Below are 16,411 nucleotides of genomic sequence, written 5' to 3' on the forward strand. Positions count from 1 at the left end.
CAGCTTCTAAGACTTACTCCGGGCCGGGGCTAATGCTCGTCCAGCCGCCGTCCACTACCAAGCTCTGACCCGTGATGTGGCGGGCGTCGTCGGATACCAAAAACAAGGCAGCCTGGGCGATGTCCGCCACGGTCGCGGGTCGGCCCATCGGGGTGAGCTTTTGCCAGGTAGCTTCGTACGTCGGCTCTTGTTGCGTGCGGGCGGTAAGGGTAGCGCCGGGCGCCACCGTATTCACGGTAATGCCGTAGGCGGAAAGCTCGATGACCAGGCTTTTGGCCAGCATCTCCAGCGCCGCCTTGCTCATGCCGTAGGCAGCTAGCTGCTTGTGCGCTTGGTGCCCGGTCACGGAGGAAGTGAACAGCAGGGCCCCACCACTGCCTTGCTGCTGGAGCTGCCGGGCGGCGGCCTGCGCCAAGAAGAAAGTGCCCCCTAGATTGACCTGCATTACCCTGAAAAACGATTCGGGTGGGTAAGTCAGAAAATCGCCGAACAGCGTGATGCCGGCGTTGGCCACCACGATGTCCAAGCGGCCAAAGCGGGCCACTGCCTCCCCCACCAGTGCCTGGCAGAAAGCTACATCGCCCGAGTCGCCGGCCAGCGGCTGGCAGGTGCCGGGCCCTTGGTCCCGGATGCGGGCACTGGCCTCGTCGGCCAAGCGGGTATCCACATCGTTGAGGAGCACTTGGGCTCCTTCGCTGGCCAGCCGCCGGGCTATCTCAAAGCCAATGCCCTGACCAGCTCCCGTGACAATGGCCACCTTTTCTGCAAAACGCATAAGTCTTATCGTTTAGGCCGTTGATTATTGCGTGATAAAGGCGGGGCGGGCGATGGGTAAGCCGAGCCGGGTACCGGGCGGTACGCCGGGCTGGCGGCCAACTCAGCCTGGAGCATGGTCAGGCCACCGTTGGCAAAAAAGGCCGCGTCGCGCACGCAGGCCGACACGTCCCGCTGCTGCTCGTCATGGATGATGCTGGGCTGCTGGTAATCGGCCTCGCCAAATCGAATTAGATTTCAAGGGTAGAATTGAAAACGTAGATGCTGAGCGTGCTGCTGCTGCCGCTACCTGTTACAACCGCTACTTTAGAAACCGATGAAAACATATTGCGGAACAACAAAGCTGCTTTAACCCTTGTAAAAGCCCTTGACAAGCAGCAGGTTAGTGAGAGTCACGAACCACTTCGCTGCCCGAGCCCCCGCGCAGGAAGTCGAAGTCGGCTCCCAAGTGAGCTTGCTGGACGTGCTGCTGAAACAGGCGCACGTAGCCCCGGCTCACGAGCTGCTCAGTTGCGGGCCACTGTCCTCTACGCCGCTGTAGTTCTTCGTCCGTTAGGTTTACGTGCAGGGTGCGGTTGGGCACGTCCAGGGTGATGAGGTCGCCCGGCTGAATGAGGGCCAGCGTGCCCCGACGGCCGCTTCGGGGGCGACGTGGAGCACCACGGTACCGAACGCGGTGCCGCTCATGCGCCCGTCTGAAATGCGCACCATGTCGGTAACGCCCTGCGCCAGCAGCTTGCCCGGAATGGCCATGTTGCCCACTTCCGGCATGCCGGGGTATCCTTTAGGGCCCACGTTTTTCAGCACGAGCACGCTGTCGGCCGTCACGTCAAGGTTGGCGTCGTCGATGCGGGCCTTGAAATCCTCGATGTTCTCGAAGACCACGGCGGGACCCGTGTGCTGAAGCAATTCGGGGCTGGCCGCGGAGGGCTTAATTACGGCCCCGTTTTCGCACAGATTGCCTTTCAATACCACCACCCCGGCCACAGGGTTGAAGGGCTTGGCGATGGGAGCCACCACCGCGCGGTTGTAGCACTCACTCGTCTCGTAGTTCTGTCGGATGGTGTGGCCGTTCACCGTCACGCAGTCGTTGTGCAGGAAGGCGGCCAGCTCTTTGAGCACGGCGGGCAAGCCCCCAGCGTAGTAGAGATCCTCCATGAAGAACTGCCCGGAGGGCTGCAAATTAGCCAGCAGCGGAATGCCTGCCGTGACGTGGTTGAAGTCGTCCAGGCTCAACTCCACGCCGATGCGCCCGGCAATGGCCAGCAAATGAATTACAAAATTGGTCGAGCCGCCAACGGCCGCATTCACCATCATGGCGTTTTCAAAGGCCGGCCGCGTCAGAATCTTCGACAGCTTCAGGTCTTCGCGCACCATGTTGACAATGCGCATGCCCGAGAGGTGGGAGAGTACTTTGCGGCGCGCGTCGGCGGCCGGAATCGCTGCGTTTTGGGGCAGGGACAGGCCGAGGGCTTCTACCATGCACGCCATGGACGAAGCGGTGCCCATCACGGCGCAGTGCCCCTGGCTGCGGCACATGCTGGCCTCAATGCTTTCAAACTGATCGAGGGGCAACTGCCCCGCCCGGCTGGCTTCGCTGAGCCGCCACAAGTCCGTGGTGCCAATGGCTTTGCCCTGGTAGTTGCCCGTCAGCATCGGGCCGCCGGATACCACCAGCGTCGGCAGGTCCACGCTGCACGCGCCCATGACCAGCGCGGGGGTGGTTTTGTCGCAGCCGCAGAGCAGCACCACTCCATCCACCGGGTTGGCCCGAATGGACTCCTCGACGTCCATGCTCACCAAGTTGCGGTAGAGCATCGCCGTGGGCTTCATCAGGGTTTCGCCCAGCGACATCACGGGAAATTCGACGGGGAAACCTCCGGCCTCGTACACGCCCCGCTTCACCGATTCAGCCAGGTCGCGGAAGTGGGCGTTGCACGGCGTCAGTTCCGACCACGTATTGCAGATGCCGATGACCGGCCGGCCGTCGAACTCGTGGGCTGGGGTGCCCTGGTTTTTCATCCAGGCCCGGTAAATGAAGCCGTCCTTGCCGGTGCGGCCAAACCAGTTGCGGCTTCTAAGAGGTTGTTTTTCCACGGGCTAGTTTCGGCAAAGGGCCCCAGGGGCGGGTAGAAAAAGGGAGTGCTTACTGCTTTTGCTTGGCAGCACAGACAATAAGCAGCACAGACAATAATACGTGGGAAAGGCATACGCCGCACGCAGCAGGGCGCCGAGCAGTAGCAGAACGGATTTGGTGAGCCCCACCCTGGACGCTGTTTAGGGTGAAAAAAAGTCAACTTGCTCTGGATCAAGACCTAATTAACTCGAACTGCCGGTATACACAGTAAAATCAGCAGAGGGAGGGCATAGCGTGTAGATCCGCTCTTTGGGCAGAAGTACCCCTAACTGGTTATTTGGGCTGCAACAGCCACAAACCGTCGCCCGTTGAGCGAACACGTCGTGCACATACAAGCCCATGGCGTGAAAGCGTTGTTGTAATTGCGCCAGCAAGCTGGGCAAGTGCCCGCTATCGCGGCTGTCAGCAAAATCGGCCTGCACCTGGCTGATTACCCCGTTGGTGGTGTCTACGGCCCTACTGCACAACTAATTCAGCGCGCGGGCTTTCCCCGGCTTGATAGAAATGCGGGCTTCCGGGTCGGTGGCACTATAATGCGTTTTATTGCTCAGCAGCTGCGCCTTCGCGTGTCGAGATCCAACAAAATGCCGCGGCTTGGCCAACGAGCCCACCTGTTTTTTCCCTTGTCTTCGCTATTTAAGCCTAGCCTCCGTATGCCTATGCCTATCCTTACGCATATCCTTATGCTACTCCTATCTTGATGCCCTCGGCCTCGCCCCCGCTCGACTTGCTGCCCGTTTTCAACGCCCAGCCCGGCGCCACCCTGTTGCTCTCGCCCGAGTGGGTGATCGTGGGCGCCAGCGACGACTACCTAGCCGCCACCCTCACCGAGCGGGCCACCCTCGTCGGGCAGCACATCTTTGCGGCCTTCCCCGATAACCCCGATACGCCCGAGGCCAACGCCGTGGCCAACGTACGCGCCTCGCTCGCGCAGGTGATGGCTACTAAGCAGTTCCACGAGATGGCCCCGCAGCACTACGACGTGCCTGACCCCGCCCAGCCCGGCCGGTTTGTGGAGCGCCACTGGCAGCCGCGCCACACGCCCGTGCTCGACGCGCAGGGGCAGGTGCAGTTCATCATCCAATCCGTGCAGGACATCACCGCCCGCCGTCTGGCCGAGCGGCAGCTGCGCGAAAGCCAGGCCCGCGAGCAAGCCGCTCGGGCCGAGGCCGAACGGGAGCGGGCCGAGTTGCGGCGCGTCTTTGCCGAGGCGCCCATAGCGATGGGCGTGTTGCGCGGCCCCGACTTCGTCGTAGAGTGGGCCAATCCCCGCATGGGGCAGATCTGGGGTCGCCCTCTCGACCAAATTGTAGGCCGCCCCCACTTCGCGGCCCTACCCGACTTGGCGGGGCAAGGCTTTGAGGCCGTGTTTGCCGGCGTGCTGCAGACCGGGGAGCCCTGCTACTTCCGCGAACTGCTCGTGACCATCGCGCAGGCGCAGCAGTCCTATCAGGGCTACTTCAACATCACCTACCAGCCTACGTACGATGAGGCGGGCCATATTACCGGCCTGATATGCTCCGCAGTTGAAGTAACCGACCAAGTACGTGCCCGGCAGCAGGTGCAAACCCTCAACGAGGAACTGGCCGCTATCAACGAAGAACTGCGCGCCAGCAACGAGGAATACTTGGCGACCAACGCCGCCCTGAGCCAGACCCAGCAGCAGCTGGAAGCCGCCCGCGCGGAAACGGAAGGTGAGCGCCAGCGCCTGTACCAAGTGCTCATGCGCATGCCCGCTAACATTGCCCTGCTGCGCGGCCCCGAGCATATCTACGACCTAGTGAATGCCGAATATGAGCGGCTGTTTCCGGCACGTACTACCCTAGGCCGCACCATCCGCGAGGTCATTCCCGATATTGAAGGCCAAGGCTTTTACGAGCTGTTCGACCGAGTATACGAGACGGGCGAGCCCTTCTACGACGCCGAAACCGAAGTCTGGGCGGACTTTGCCGGCACCGGCGAGCCCCAACGCCGCTACTACCGCACTACCTTCGAGCCCATCCGCGACGCGCAGGGGCAGGTGACGGAAGTCCTCAACTTTGCCGTCGACATCACGGCCCAGGTGGAAGCCCGCCAGCAAGTCGAGCAGCTCAACCAGGAGCTGGAAGCTCGGGTGCAGGCGCGCACCCAGGAGGCCCTCGCTCTGCAAGCCGACCTGCTAGAAGCGGCCCAGCGCCAGGTGCAGGTGCGCGAGTCCTTCTACCAAGTCTTCGAGCAAACCCCGGCGGCCGTGTCGCTGCTGCGCGGGCCGACGTATCGCTTCGAGTACGTCAACCCAGTTTACCAGCAAGTCTTTGCCGGCCGCCAGCTGGTAGGGCACGACTTTGCTGACGCCCTGCCCGATGCCACCGCGCAAGGCTACCTGGCCATGCTCGAGGGCGTGTACCACACAGGCGAAACGTTCTTTGGAGCTGAAGTGCCCTTCGTGTCCGAGCAGCCCGACACCTCGCCCCACACGGTCTACTTCAACTTCACGTACCAGGCGTACCGGGAAAACGGCGAGATAGTGGGCATTTCCACTTTTGCCCTCGATGTGACGGAGCAGGTGCTGGCCCGCCAGGAGCGCGAAGCCCAGCGCCAGCAGCTCTACACGGTGTTTGAGCAAGCCCCCATTGGCATCGCCATTCAGGCGGGGCCCGACCTGGTGTACGAGTTTCACAACCCTGGCTACCTGTGGATGGTGCCTGACCGGCAGCTAGTGGGGAAACGCTTTTTTGATGTCTTTCCCGAAATGGCCGGCACCAACGTGGAAACGCTGCTCCGGCACGTGTACGAGACGGGCGAAACGCAGCAGGAGCACGAGCTGCTCATTCCCGTGGCCCGCGCCGACGGCAGCGCCGAATTGGAGGACCGTTACTTCACCGTCGTTTACCAGGCCCGGCGCGACGAGCAAGGCCACATCAACGGCATTTTGGCGTTTGTGATGGAAGTAACCGAGCAGGTACACGCCCGCCAGCAGGTGCAGGACTTGAATGAAGAGTTAGCGGCCATTAATGAGGAACTGACGGCCGCCAACGAGGAGCTGCACCAGAGCAACACCCAACTCACGCGTACCAACGTGGATTTGGATACGTTCGTGTACACGGCCTCGCACGACCTCAAGGCCCCGATTACCAACATTGAAAGCATCGTGCTGGCCCTGCGCGATACGCTGCCCACAGCCGTGCAGCAGGACGACGTGGTGGCGCACCTGCTGGAGCTGCTCGACACGACGGTGACCCGTTTCCGGCTGACCATCGGCCAACTCACCGACATCTCTAAGCTGCAACTGGCCCACGCCGGGCCGACCGAACCAGTACGACTGGCGCAAGCCATCGAAAACGTGCGGCTGGACCTGCTGCCCACTATCGCCGCGGCCGATACGCAACTCACGGTCGAGGTCGACCCCGAACTGGTCGTGTTGTTCTCCCCCGCTAACCTGCGCAGCATCGTCTATAACCTACTCGGCAATGCCATCAAGTACCGCGCCGCCGACCGGCCCAATGTGGTGCAGGTGCGGGCCACCCCCGAGCCGAACGCCGTGGTGCTCACGGTGCAAGACAATGGGCTGGGCATGAGCGCAGTGCAGCAGCGCCAGCTGTTCGGGCTTTTCCAGCGCCTGCACACGCACGTGGAAGGCACCGGCGTGGGCCTCTACATCACCAAGCGCCTGGTAGAAAATGCCGGGGGCATTATCACCGTCCAGAGCCAGCCAGGTGCGGGCACGACCTTTACCATTATGTTTCCGGCCTAAGCGCCCGATAGTAGTTGCCATGCCCCATTTAACGAGTGTGCTGCTGGTCGATGACGACCCCACCACCAATTACCTTAACAAACTCCTGCTCACGCGCCTAAAGGTGGCCGAGCAGGTGCTCGTGGTTGAAAACGGCGAGCAGGCCCTGCGCACGCTCGTGCAGACCTGTAGGGCCGAAAATGCGCTGTGTCCTCAACTCATTCTGCTGGACATGAACATGCCCGTGCTCAACGGGGTAGCCTTTCTGGAAGCCTACGTGCAGCTGCCGCTGGCCCAGCAGCAGGCCATTGTCATCGTCATGCTCACCACCTCGCTGCACCCCGTGGATATGGCCCGCGCCGAGAAGCTGCCCATCGCCGGCTTTCTCAACAAGCCGCTGACCCAGGAAAAAGTAACGGACTTGTTGGCGCAGCACTTTGCGCGCTAGCCCGTCCAATGGCCCGGTAGCAGCAAGAATCCTCGTCACGAACCAGCCCACTGGCCCCAAGGAATCTAACTGCCGCTAGGCTTACCAGAAGTTCAAAAGCAATTCAAGCCGGGCCTTTGTGCGGCCGCTTACTCGCCGGTTCCGTTCTCCTTTTGTATGTCTGCTACCAACCCTGACGCTACTCTTACCCAGCAGTTACGCGCGCTGGAAACGGTTCCCGATTCCTACATCGTGGTTTCGCCCGAGCTGGTGATTCTCGCGGCCAGCAACGCCTATCTGGCCGACACGCTGAAACAGCGCGAGGAGTTGGTGGGGCGCTATTTGTTCGACGCTTTCCCTGATAATCCAGTCGCACCCCAGGCGCATGCCGTGCGCAACTGGCGCGCCTCACTCAAGCACGTTATTGCTACGGGCCAGCCCCATCAGATGGCGCTGCAACACTATGATGTGCTCGACCCCGAACGGCCAGGCCACTTTGTGGAACGCCACTGGAAGCCGCGCAATACGCCCGTGTTCAACGCGCAGGGCCAGTTGCACTACATCATTCACAGCTCGGTCAACGTCACGCAGGAGGTGCAAGCACGGCAGGCGCAAGACCGGGAGCAGGAGGCTCTGCTGGCAGCCGAGCGGGAACGGCAGCAACTTAGTCAGCTCGTGCTGCACGCGCCAGCCGCCATGTGCCTGCTGCAGGGCCCCGGGTTGGTGTATGGACTCGTCAACCCCAGCTACCAGCAGCTGTTCCCGGACCGGGTGCTGCTGGGCAAGCCACTACTGGAAGCGCTGCCCGAGTTTCAGGGTAGCACCGTGTGGGAGCGCTTGCAGCAAGTCTACCGCACGGGACAGACTAACCAGGACCAAGAAGTGCCGGTAACCCTGGCGCGCACGGCGGATAGCAAGCCAGAACAACACTACTTCAACCACACGTTTCAGGCGCGCTACAACGCCCAGCAGCAGGTGGATGGCGTGTATGTGTTTGCCTTCGATGTGAGCGAGCAAGTACAGGCGCGCCAGCAGGTGCAAGCCCTGAACCAGCAACTCACGCGCGTGAATGCCGACCTGGACAGCTTCGTGTACATGGCTGCGCACGACCTGCGCGCGCCGATCAACAACCTAGCGGTGCTCATGCAAGTGCTAGGCGAGGAATTGACGGATCGCCCTGGTATGGCCACCAACCCACTGCTGGAGATGATGCAGGAAGCCGTGACACGCTTTCAGCGGACCCTCGGGCAGCTCAGCGAGATGCTGCCGCTTCACCAAGCTCCGGACTCAACTGCCACTCCTGTAGAGTTGGCGGCTGTCGTAGCGGACGTGCGCCAGGATTTACGGCCTGCTTTGCAGCAAACGGGGGCCAGCTGGTGGTGGATAACGCCGCCTGTCCGGTGGTCGCTATGCCCGCCAAGAGCCTGCGCTCCGTGCTTTACAATCTGCTCAGCAATGCCTTCAAATACCACCATCCCACCCGGCAGCCGGTGGTACACCTGAGCTGTCACGACCAGGACGGGTGGTGGTGCCTGCGGGTAGAGGACAATGGGCTGGGATTGACGGCAGACCAGCAGGCTGCCTTATTTACCTTGTTCCGTCGGTTCCACGACCATGTGGAAGGCTCCGGCCTGGGGCTGTACACCGTCAAGAAACTGGTGGAAAACCTAGGCGGCCGGGTCGAGGTACAAAGTGAGTTGGGTTTCGGGTCCACTTTCCAGGTATTTATACCCCATCACGCGCGGTAAAAAAGGAGGCTCCGTACTGCCCCTTCTTAATGCTTATATCCTGCGCAATCTGTTGCTGGTCCTTCTGATTGCATTAGTGGCCTGCTCCGCCGCTACGATTCCGGTTGGGATCTTACCGGCAACACCTACCTCGCCTGCTGCCATTGTTGTAACGGGTAAGTTGCTGAATGCCACGCAGGGTAACTCTGTATGGATCGCCTACAACAACGACGCACTCCATCATCGGGTCAAAGCACTAACCAGCCGGACTTATCGTGTACTGGCTGCCCGATTTAACCAACTGCGCACCTGCTACAGGGCCCAGCAGAGCATGAGCCGGCGTGGCAACTGCTACAACAACGCCACCCCCGCTCTTGGCTATCAATCCCCCAACCTCTTCGAAACCCACCTTTCAACAAAGTCTCAATTGTGTCCGGTATTGCTTGACCAGCTGGGATACGGCCCTTAAAAAAAACGGGGCGCGGTAGCTGCTTGCTACTGCGCCCCGGACTGAGAATTGCTCTTTTTCCCTTAAAAAGCCGCCAGCCCCGCCACGTAATCTTTGCTGCCGTCAGTCACCCAGGCATCCAGCTGGGCGGGGTCTTTCATTTGCTGGCCGCGGGGCGGGGCACCACCAGGTAGCCGCAGGGGACCTCGGGCAGGGCCGACATATCGCTCCAGAGCTTTTCGATTTGGGCGACGGGGTAAATGTCTTCCTGGCCGTGGCCCCAACGGTACTTCACCTCCTTGATGGTGACGTAGGTGGGGATGCGCTGGGCCACGCTGCGCACGGCGCGGGCCAGGCGCGCCTCGTCGGCGGTTTGCAGCTCGGCGCGGGTGAGGCCGAAGAGGGCCAGCAGCGGGTCGATTTGCACCCAGGTGGTCATGGTGTTGTAGTAGCTCAGGCCAAGCTCGTCTTCTTCGCGGGGCTGGGCCAGGCCTTCGAGCAGGCGCAGTTGGCCGTTGACGCGGGCCAGGCCGCCGCCGCGGTCCTCGATGCGGCGGGCCACTACCTCGAAGGTCAGCACGTTGGCCGAGGCTAAGTGGTAGCCTAAGGCCGCCGCGTCGAGGTCGACGCCAAGGGTGTCGATGTTGTGCAGCATCAGGGTTTCTACCTGCGGCTGCTCGCGCAGCAAGCGGGCCAGGGTGCCGTTGCGCAGCAGGTTCGATACCTCGTACCAGTGGCCGAGCGGCGAGAAGCGCTGGGCCGCAATATTATCCACGTAGTCGGTGCCTTCGCCTTTGCTGCTGGCCCACCCTATCATGGTATTGCGCACGGCGTCGCGCACTTTCTGCTTGTTTTCGTCGAGCGTTTCCTGGGGCATTTCCTCCCACAGAAAGCGCAGGTCGCGGGCCATAGGCACGAAGCGCTGGCCGATGGAGCGGCCCTCCGAGAGATACACCGGCCCGGCGTAGCCTAGGTTGCCGGTCCGGGCCAGGTGCGCCTGGATGGGGGCGTGCGTGAGGTAGCTCGTGGCCACCAGGTGCGGAATCACGGCCTCGTAGCGCGCGGCCGTGTGGCGGGTTTTGGCCAGGTGAATCTCGAGGAAGCTCCGCATCCGGCCTTCCAGCTCGACAAAGGGATTCAGGGCCTTGATGACGCCCGCGCCCTTGGTCCAGCGGCTGCCCACGCCGGCCGCCAAACTCAATACGCCCACTTTGCCGGCCCGGATGGCGGCCTCGCCTGCTGGCGCATAGGCCCGCAACTCGTCGAGCACCGCCGCGTCGCCGGGTAGCACGTCGGCAATGGTGGTTTCGAGCGGCAACTGGTTGCGGGAGAGGCCAATGCGGCCCTTCTGCAAGTCCGTTCGGATGTCCTCGTGCTGAATGTAGTCGAAGCCGTTTTCCTGTTTGATGCGCTCGGCCTTTTCGTTTTCAACGCTGCGGTTGCCTTGCGCGCCGGGGTCCGATACCTGGAACAGGTTGCTGACGATGGTGCGCAGCAGCGGGTACGCCAGGTTGTTTTGCTCGCAGTGGGTGGTGAAGAAATCGACCTCCGCCCGGCGCAGATACGAGATAGTAGCCGGGTCTTGCTTCACGAGTTGCGAGACGTGAATGGCGTAGTATTGCTCGGGCATGAGCGCCTGAGCGCCCTCGTGCAGCGTGGCCCAGCTGCCCTGGTAGTTGATGTCCCAGTTGTAGACCACCGGCTCCATGGCGAAGGGCAGCGCCGCCGACAGCTCCTGCTTGGTCGAGCGCAGCAATTCCAGCACGCGCACCTTGTAGTCCTCGTAGCGGTCGGGGTTCACAAACATGCCCATGCCGCCGCCCGACATGCCGCCCAGCATCAGAAAGCCGTAGTAATCGGCCCGAACTGCTGCTTGGCGCGGGCAATAATCTCCTCCGTGAAGTGGGTCGAGGCCCAGGGAATAATCGTCTTAATCGGGTACTCCCAGTTGCGGGCGGTGTTGGCGGCCAGCTTGCGCACGTCGCCTTCTTTGAGCGCGCCCAAGATGTTGTCAAACACCTGGTTGGTGAACTGCCGGGCAACCCATTCCTTCTCGCCCCGCAGCAGGTATTTCTCGCTCACCATCTCCAGAATCGGGCCCACGTTGGAGGCCATGCCGCCGTGAAACAGCACGAGTGAGTTGCGGATGCGCTCGCCCATTTCGGGGTGAATGTCGTCCCCGGCCAGCACGCGGTGGCGGGCAGCAGCGTGCCCCGGCTGATGCCAAACTCGGGGTCGTCGGCCTGGGCAAAGGTGCCCTGAATGGCCTTGATGCCCGGCCACACGCCGCCCGAATCCTGCCAACCGCCGCCCGAGCCGCCAATCCACTCGCCCAAAATGGCCCGCGAGGCCACTAGGCGGCGCTCGTCTTCGGTGAGGCCGTTGGTAAGGCTTTTGGTTTGGCCGGTAGCGCGCATCAGCAAACTGATAATGCAGCCCAGCAGGTTGGTGGACACGGCAAAGCGCGAGCCTTTCGGAATGTCGTTGACCTTGGTAACGAGCTCGATGCCCATGCCCGGGGCCACGATGCGGGCCAGCAGTTGCGGCAACGATTGACCAGTGCCCTCAAAGGAGGGCGGAATCAGGCCCGAGGCAATGACGCCCGCTTTCACCAAGCTCAGGTAATCGTTGCCGAAGTTAAACAAGTCGGTTAAATCGGCCACGTCCTTGGTCGTGTTCAAGTCGATGCTGGTCAGGCGCAGCACCGGCTCGGGAATGACGCGCACGTAGGCGTGCAGCGGCGGCCGGATGTCTTTGTCGCGCCCAAACATGCCCAGGTTTATCGACAAGTTGACCACCCGCGCGCCCTCAGGGTAGTCCATGCCCAGAAAGAAAATATCCGACCAGCCGCTGTGCGTCAAATCCATGCGCACGGCCGTGTGCTCGTGCAGCACCGGGTAGAAGAGCGCGCCTTCCTGCTTCTGCAACAAGGCTTTATGGATATGAATGGGGTGCTCGTCCTGGTGGCCTACCCGGAACATCCACTGGTTGCCCTTGGTCGAGCGCACGCTCTTGCGCACTTGGTTGGCTAGGGTTTGAAAGGACAGTTGGTGGTAACTGTCGGCCAGCGCGCTGAAGAGCATGGCGTTCGGTCCGTGCGCGTCCACTTCGGTTAGGAACGTGCTGATGGCTTGCTCGAAGCGCCGCGCCAGCAAGTCCTCGAAGCCGGCGTAGGGAATCTTGCCCACCCCCGGCGTGGCCGGCGATTCCTGCAGAAAAAACCGGAACCCCGCGTACAAAAACAGGATGGCCCGCACCTTGTCGTAGAGGCTCGGCGTGGCCTTGCGAAAGTTGTCCAGCTCGCGCAGGCTTTTCAACAAGTCCTTCGCGGAGAGGGATTTGGCCAGCTCGTAAAACGACCGGTCCCGTTTGGTGGGGTCGGTCGAGGTTATCGTCTCAATGAGTATATTCATGGGAAATGCAGAAGGCCTCCGTGCTTAGCGGCCATTGGCTTCGGCCAAGAGTTCGACCATGGTGCTGAGCGTTTCCCCGCGAGCTTCGCCGGCCAAACCCAGGGCGAGTTGGGCCCGCAACAGGCCGTGGCGGCGGCTCAAGTCGTAGCGCGTGCCTTGAATTTCGAGGGCCAGGTATTTTTCGGTCTCGGCTAGTTCCTGCAGGGCTGGCGTGAGCAAAAGGTTGCCGCTACTGCTTGCTTGGTGGCGCGCTAGAATAGCAAAAATGTTGGGCGTGAGCACGTGCATGCCGAAAAAGCATAGGTAGTAACCCGCCCTCAGGCCCGGCGTGGGCAGCTCGAGCTCGGCGGTGCTCAGCGAAGGCTTTTCGATGATTTTCTCGATCTCATAGGTGCCCGCCCGCCCGCTCACGAGCCGGCCGGTGAGGGTGCCGTAGCGCCCAATCTGGTGTTCAATCGTGGGGTTGACGGCCGACACGGCGCAGTCCTCCTGCGCGGCCAGGGCTAGCAGCTGCGCCGCGCAGCGTTGCCCCGGCCGGGCCGATACGTAGAGGTAGTCGCCGAGCAACAGCAAAAACGGCTCATTCTGCACAAAATCGCGGGCGCAAGCCACGGCGTGGCCGTAGCCCAATGGCTCGACCTGCTCGGCAAAGTGCAGCCGGCTCAGCAGAAAGTCGATTTTATCGGCCTGCTGGGTGGCCCAGTCGCTACCTTGGTACGAACGCACCAGGTTGTCGCGCAGGGAAGCAAAGGCGCTGAGGTAACGCTCGCCGTCGCCGGGGGCGCAAACCACGCACAGCTCTTCGATGCCGCTGTTGAAAGCTTCTTCGGCAATGATTTGAATAACGGGCTTGTGCAGGCCATCGAGGTCGATAACGGGCAGCATCGCCTTCTGAATGGTATCGGCCACGGGGTAGAGCCGCTCGCCGCGGGCGGCCGCCGTAATGACGGCTTTTTTAACTTTCATAGTGGGGCTTCGAAGGGAAACGACTGGCAAGATACACTAGGCTGCAGGCAGCGCAATAAAGCAAGCCCCTCAGAGATAGGAGAGAAAGAAAAGAGGCATGACTTTATCGTAGCCATGGCTACCCTATCCGACTGATTGGAAAGATACTGAGTCTTTATTGGTTGAGCTCAGTGTGCGCACCAACGACTACGGTCGGCTTCCGTTGCCTAACGCGAGTTACTCGATGCCGTTTTTTCCGCTTGCGGGCCAACAGCGCCTAGTACCATCTGCCCTACGATGTACCTCCTTCGCGCACGGTCTACAAACAATTCGAGGCCTGACGCTACTTAACTATCAGCCCAAGCAGCCTCCCAAGTTAGGCCTGGCGCTAGTTCTACCTGTGCTGCCACCAGGCCCTATCTGCTGGCTTTGCCTGCAGCGTTAACGGGTTGCGCCGAAGAGAATCGAACGCCCTACCAGAACAAGATCAGAGTTCTACTACAGCCACGACCGTTTATTCATCGCTTTTGCGTAGCTCACAGCTGGATAGCGAAATGCTCTAGCAAGGCCTGGGCAAAGGCTTCTTCCGAGTCGAGCGTCGTTTCTTCCCGCAACGGCCCCGGGTGACGATCAGGCGCCGGTCACGCAGCGTCAGGCGCCCGTCCGCCGTGGCCCGGGAGCAGACCCGCTTTTGGCTAAAGTGCGACTCGGGCGAGGTCTGGTGGTACACGCACATGTCGTTGAACTCCGCCAGCTTATGCGCCTGCCGCCTGAACCGGTACACGATTTCTCCCGGGGCATTCGGCACGTGCTGGTTTTGCTGCTGGAGCTTGTAGTACTCCCCTTCCTGGTGAATGCGATACGCGGTAAGGCCCTGCACCTGCGGGCCTCGGTCATGCAGGCGCAGCGGCCGGCGAAAGGAATCGCCAAAGCCGACGTCCACCAGGAACACGTCGTCGAGTTCCACTGCGAGCGCCAGGTGGTCAAAGGCAGGGCCGAACGTGCCGTCCGGTTTGCCCACTTCCGCCGCAATCAGCGTTACGCGAAACCCGATTTCCTGCAGCAGGTGGGCAAACAACCCGTTCAACTCGTAGCAAAAGCCGCCGCGCCGGTGCTCGACCACCTTGGCAAACAGCTGCCGCTCGTCCAGCACGATGGGCTGCCGGGCGTGAATGCTCAAGTTTTCAAACGGCACGGCCCGCAGGTGGGCCTCCTGCAGCTCGGCCAACGTATGTGCGTCGATTTGCAGGGGACCGTGGTACTGAATCCGCGCGAGGTAGTGGTTTACATTCATTGGTTGCCGGGCGGCACCGCCCGCTCGCTCTGTGGTGCTGAAAGGTTCGGGCGTACCCCGCCGCTGCCGGTGGGCCAAACCGGCGTGCGGCGGTAACGGCCCTCCGGTAAGAATCCCAAAACTACGGTTCGGTTTGGCGAGAGTAAGAAGCTCAAAAAGGCATTTGGGTATAAGCAGCCCGCGGCGTGGCCTTAGGATCCCAGAACTCGAACAGGGTAATCGTGTGGCTATTGCCTTCATCTTCAGACAAAAAGAAGTAGTCGGCCTCTTCGCTTGATTCAAACTCATCTTCGCATAACCATTTGGTTGATGCTATTAGCTGCCGCTGAAGCAACCTAGAAACAGTACTCCTCGGCGCTTTTCAAGAGTTGCTTATCGTAGATGTTACTGCCTCAGGGAGAACGGCACAACTATTCTAAGTTCTTCTTGTACGAAATTGCGTATAATCCGAAGTTCAGTTTTCGTATAATCCGAAGTGGGTTGCGGTTTTTCTACCTGCACCTTTGGCGTAGCGTATCTCTGCGCTCCTTATCGGTTCTTTGTATGGTACATGATGCCCGCTTTGGCTCGCATGCCCAAACGCCCGTCCAGCGACAGTGGGTGTTGGCCCAGATGCAAGCCTTCCTACCCCGCTTAAAAGCTAGAAATTCCCCTTCCGCGCAGCAGCTCTACGCCCGCTACGTGGCGGGCGAGCTAAGCTGGGCGGCTATGCGCCAAGCCCTCGACGCGGCTACCGAAGCCGGCCGAGTCGGCTAGCTGCGCCGCCTCTTTATCTCTCCGTTGTTTGTTTGCCCGTAGCTGGAAACGGCCTTGCCGCCGTGGCTCCGCGGCCCGAGGGCGACGCTCCTGGGGCTACGGAGCCTTGCCGGAGGTAACAATGGATTAAGCGTTTCGCGTTTCGCCACCCCTTTGGCTAGACTGATGCGGGACCAGCAAATCGCAATTTTTTAGAAGTTCTTTTTCCTTATTGGGCATGAATAGTTTCACCCCGGTCCCCACGTACTTGCTGCTGAAGCTGTGCAGCTACGACGAACAGCCCCTGGTTGTCGTGCACGTTGTACTGGCTTGGCACCAGGCACTGCTGAGCTTGCCCCTGTTAGGCCGGGTAGATCTGGCCGTGCCCGACCTCGGTTCGCGCCGGCTGGTTCTGTTATCGATCAAGCCTGCTCCAGAAGAGCACTCCCCCGTCTCATCGTATTCGACGAGGCAGACGGGCCTGGATGTAGGACTGGGCGGGAGTTACCAGTGGATCTGACGTGCTCGTTCGAGCAAGCGCCCATGGTGGCCGCCGAAGCCCGCCAGCACCTGCTGGCCGTGGCTTCCGTTATTTTGGCCGCGGGTCACGAGCGCCGCTCCTTGAATTGACGCCGTTAGCCAAGCAGTGGCATGGCTGGTAATCGACCTACCCGGAAGCGCTGCTGGCCGCAACCAGTATAAGGCCAGGTAGTGCTTTGCTCTGGCGTACACTTTCTCGCTTAGCTAAAACGTATACGCTTGCGTAAACCTTGGTAACAGGCCACTAACTGCTTCCTGT

The 16,411-nt window shown here is 61.2% G+C and carries 13 protein-coding genes and 2 pseudogenes; 8 read left to right on the plus strand and 7 right to left on the minus strand.

The genetic code is table 11. The annotated features are described in order from the left end of the window. Positions 1-13: 13 nt before the first annotated feature. The 4 genes and pseudogenes from MUN86_RS27030 to MUN86_RS27045 all read right to left on the minus strand — a co-directional run bounded on the left by MUN86_RS27030 (position 14) and on the right by MUN86_RS27045 (position 3,378). Complete coding sequence (locus MUN86_RS27030; RefSeq protein ID WP_245127097.1) at positions 14-775, minus strand: SDR family NAD(P)-dependent oxidoreductase; 762 nt, start codon at positions 773-775, stop codon at positions 14-16. Positions 776-780: 5 nt separating this feature from the next. Next, complete coding sequence (locus MUN86_RS27035; protein WP_245127098.1) at positions 781-942, minus strand: hypothetical protein; 162 nt, start codon at positions 940-942, stop codon at positions 781-783. Positions 943-1,156: 214 nt separating this feature from the next. Then, positions 1,157-2,871 (minus strand): annotated as a pseudogene (locus MUN86_RS27040) (IlvD/Edd family dehydratase). Positions 2,872-3,093: 222 nt separating this feature from the next. Continuing rightward, positions 3,094-3,378: a hypothetical protein gene (locus tag MUN86_RS27045; protein WP_245127099.1), complete on the minus strand. Its 285-nt coding sequence runs from the start codon at positions 3,376-3,378 to the stop codon at positions 3,094-3,096. Between the two features lie 233 nt (positions 3,379-3,611). Here MUN86_RS27045 and MUN86_RS27050 point away from each other — a divergent pair, with 233 nt between their 5' ends. The 5 genes from MUN86_RS27050 to MUN86_RS27070 all read left to right on the plus strand — a co-directional run bounded on the left by MUN86_RS27050 (position 3,612) and on the right by MUN86_RS27070 (position 9,246). Beyond that, entirely contained in the window at positions 3,612-6,644 is a 3,033-nt protein-coding gene (locus tag MUN86_RS27050) for a PAS domain-containing sensor histidine kinase (protein WP_245127100.1), read from the plus strand. A gap of 19 nt (positions 6,645-6,663) precedes the next feature. After that, complete coding sequence (locus MUN86_RS27055) at positions 6,664-7,071, plus strand: response regulator (RefSeq protein WP_245127101.1); 408 nt, start codon at positions 6,664-6,666, stop codon at positions 7,069-7,071. Positions 7,072-7,227: 156 nt separating this feature from the next. Continuing rightward, positions 7,228-8,553: a PAS domain-containing protein gene (locus MUN86_RS27060; RefSeq protein WP_245127102.1), complete on the plus strand. Its 1,326-nt coding sequence runs from the start codon at positions 7,228-7,230 to the stop codon at positions 8,551-8,553. Beyond that, positions 8,460-8,798 carry a sensor histidine kinase gene (locus MUN86_RS27065; RefSeq protein WP_245127103.1) on the plus strand — a complete coding sequence of 113 codons (339 nt, stop codon included), beginning with the start codon at positions 8,460-8,462 and terminating at the stop codon, positions 8,796-8,798. Before MUN86_RS27060 ends, MUN86_RS27065 begins: the two co-directional genes overlap by 94 nt. A 52-nt stretch (positions 8,799-8,850) precedes the next feature. Continuing rightward, positions 8,851-9,246 carry a hypothetical protein gene (locus tag MUN86_RS27070; protein ID WP_245127104.1) on the plus strand — a complete coding sequence of 132 codons (396 nt, stop codon included), beginning with the start codon at positions 8,851-8,853 and terminating at the stop codon, positions 9,244-9,246. A 62-nt stretch (positions 9,247-9,308) separates the two neighbouring features. Here MUN86_RS27070 and MUN86_RS27075 read toward each other — a convergent pair. The 3 genes and pseudogenes from MUN86_RS27075 to MUN86_RS27085 form a co-directional block, all read right to left on the minus strand. After that, positions 9,309-12,638, minus strand: a pseudogene (locus MUN86_RS27075) (UTP--glucose-1-phosphate uridylyltransferase). Between the two features lie 24 nt (positions 12,639-12,662). Further along, positions 12,663-13,604, minus strand: a complete 942-nt coding sequence (locus MUN86_RS27080) for a UTP--glucose-1-phosphate uridylyltransferase (protein ID WP_245127105.1) — start codon at positions 13,602-13,604, stop codon at positions 12,663-12,665. Between the two features lie 538 nt (positions 13,605-14,142). Next, positions 14,143-14,811, minus strand: coding sequence for an arylamine N-acetyltransferase family protein (locus MUN86_RS27085; RefSeq protein WP_245127106.1), 669 nt, complete (start codon positions 14,809-14,811; stop codon positions 14,143-14,145). Between the two features lie 3 nt (positions 14,812-14,814). Between MUN86_RS27085 and MUN86_RS27090 the strand changes: the two genes are divergently transcribed. The 3 genes from MUN86_RS27090 (at position 14,815) to MUN86_RS27100 (ending at position 16,132) form a co-directional block, all read left to right on the plus strand. Then, on the plus strand, positions 14,815-14,973 hold the full coding sequence (locus MUN86_RS27090) for a hypothetical protein (protein ID WP_245127107.1): 159 nt from the start codon (positions 14,815-14,817) through the stop codon (positions 14,971-14,973). A gap of 447 nt (positions 14,974-15,420) precedes the next feature. Further along, on the plus strand, positions 15,421-15,633 hold the full coding sequence (locus tag MUN86_RS27095; protein ID WP_245127108.1) for a hypothetical protein: 213 nt from the start codon (positions 15,421-15,423) through the stop codon (positions 15,631-15,633). 217 nt (positions 15,634-15,850) lie between these two features. Continuing rightward, a complete protein-coding gene (locus tag MUN86_RS27100; RefSeq protein WP_245127109.1) occupies positions 15,851-16,132 on the plus strand; it encodes a hypothetical protein in 282 nt (93 codons plus the stop codon). Positions 16,133-16,411 lie beyond the last annotated feature (279 nt).

It is taken from the genome of Hymenobacter volaticus (assembly GCF_022921055.1).
Taxonomy (GTDB): Bacteria; Bacteroidota; Bacteroidia; order Cytophagales; family Hymenobacteraceae; genus Hymenobacter; species Hymenobacter volaticus.

Excerpts from the sequence above, each read along its gene's own strand:
- MUN86_RS27055 (WP_245127101.1), top strand. The coding sequence starts at position 6,664 with ATGCCCCATTTAACGAGTGTGCTGCTGGTCGATGACGACCCCACCACC.
- MUN86_RS27095 (WP_245127108.1), top strand. The coding sequence starts at position 15,421 with ATGGTACATGATGCCCGCTTTGGCTCGCATGCCCAAACGCCCGTCCAG.
- MUN86_RS27030 (WP_245127097.1), bottom strand. The coding sequence starts at position 775 with ATGCGTTTTGCAGAAAAGGTGGCCATTGTCACGGGAGCTGGTCAGGGC.
- MUN86_RS27100 (WP_245127109.1), top strand. The coding sequence starts at position 15,851 with ATGAATAGTTTCACCCCGGTCCCCACGTACTTGCTGCTGAAGCTGTGC.
- MUN86_RS27080 (WP_245127105.1), bottom strand. The coding sequence starts at position 13,604 with ATGAAAGTTAAAAAAGCCGTCATTACGGCGGCCGCCCGCGGCGAGCGG.
- MUN86_RS27090 (WP_245127107.1), top strand. The coding sequence starts at position 14,815 with ATGTGCGTCGATTTGCAGGGGACCGTGGTACTGAATCCGCGCGAGGTA.
- MUN86_RS27065 (WP_245127103.1), top strand. The coding sequence starts at position 8,460 with ATGCCCGCCAAGAGCCTGCGCTCCGTGCTTTACAATCTGCTCAGCAAT.
- MUN86_RS27050 (WP_245127100.1), top strand. The coding sequence starts at position 3,612 with ATGCCCTCGGCCTCGCCCCCGCTCGACTTGCTGCCCGTTTTCAACGCC.
- MUN86_RS27060 (WP_245127102.1), top strand. The coding sequence starts at position 7,228 with ATGTCTGCTACCAACCCTGACGCTACTCTTACCCAGCAGTTACGCGCG.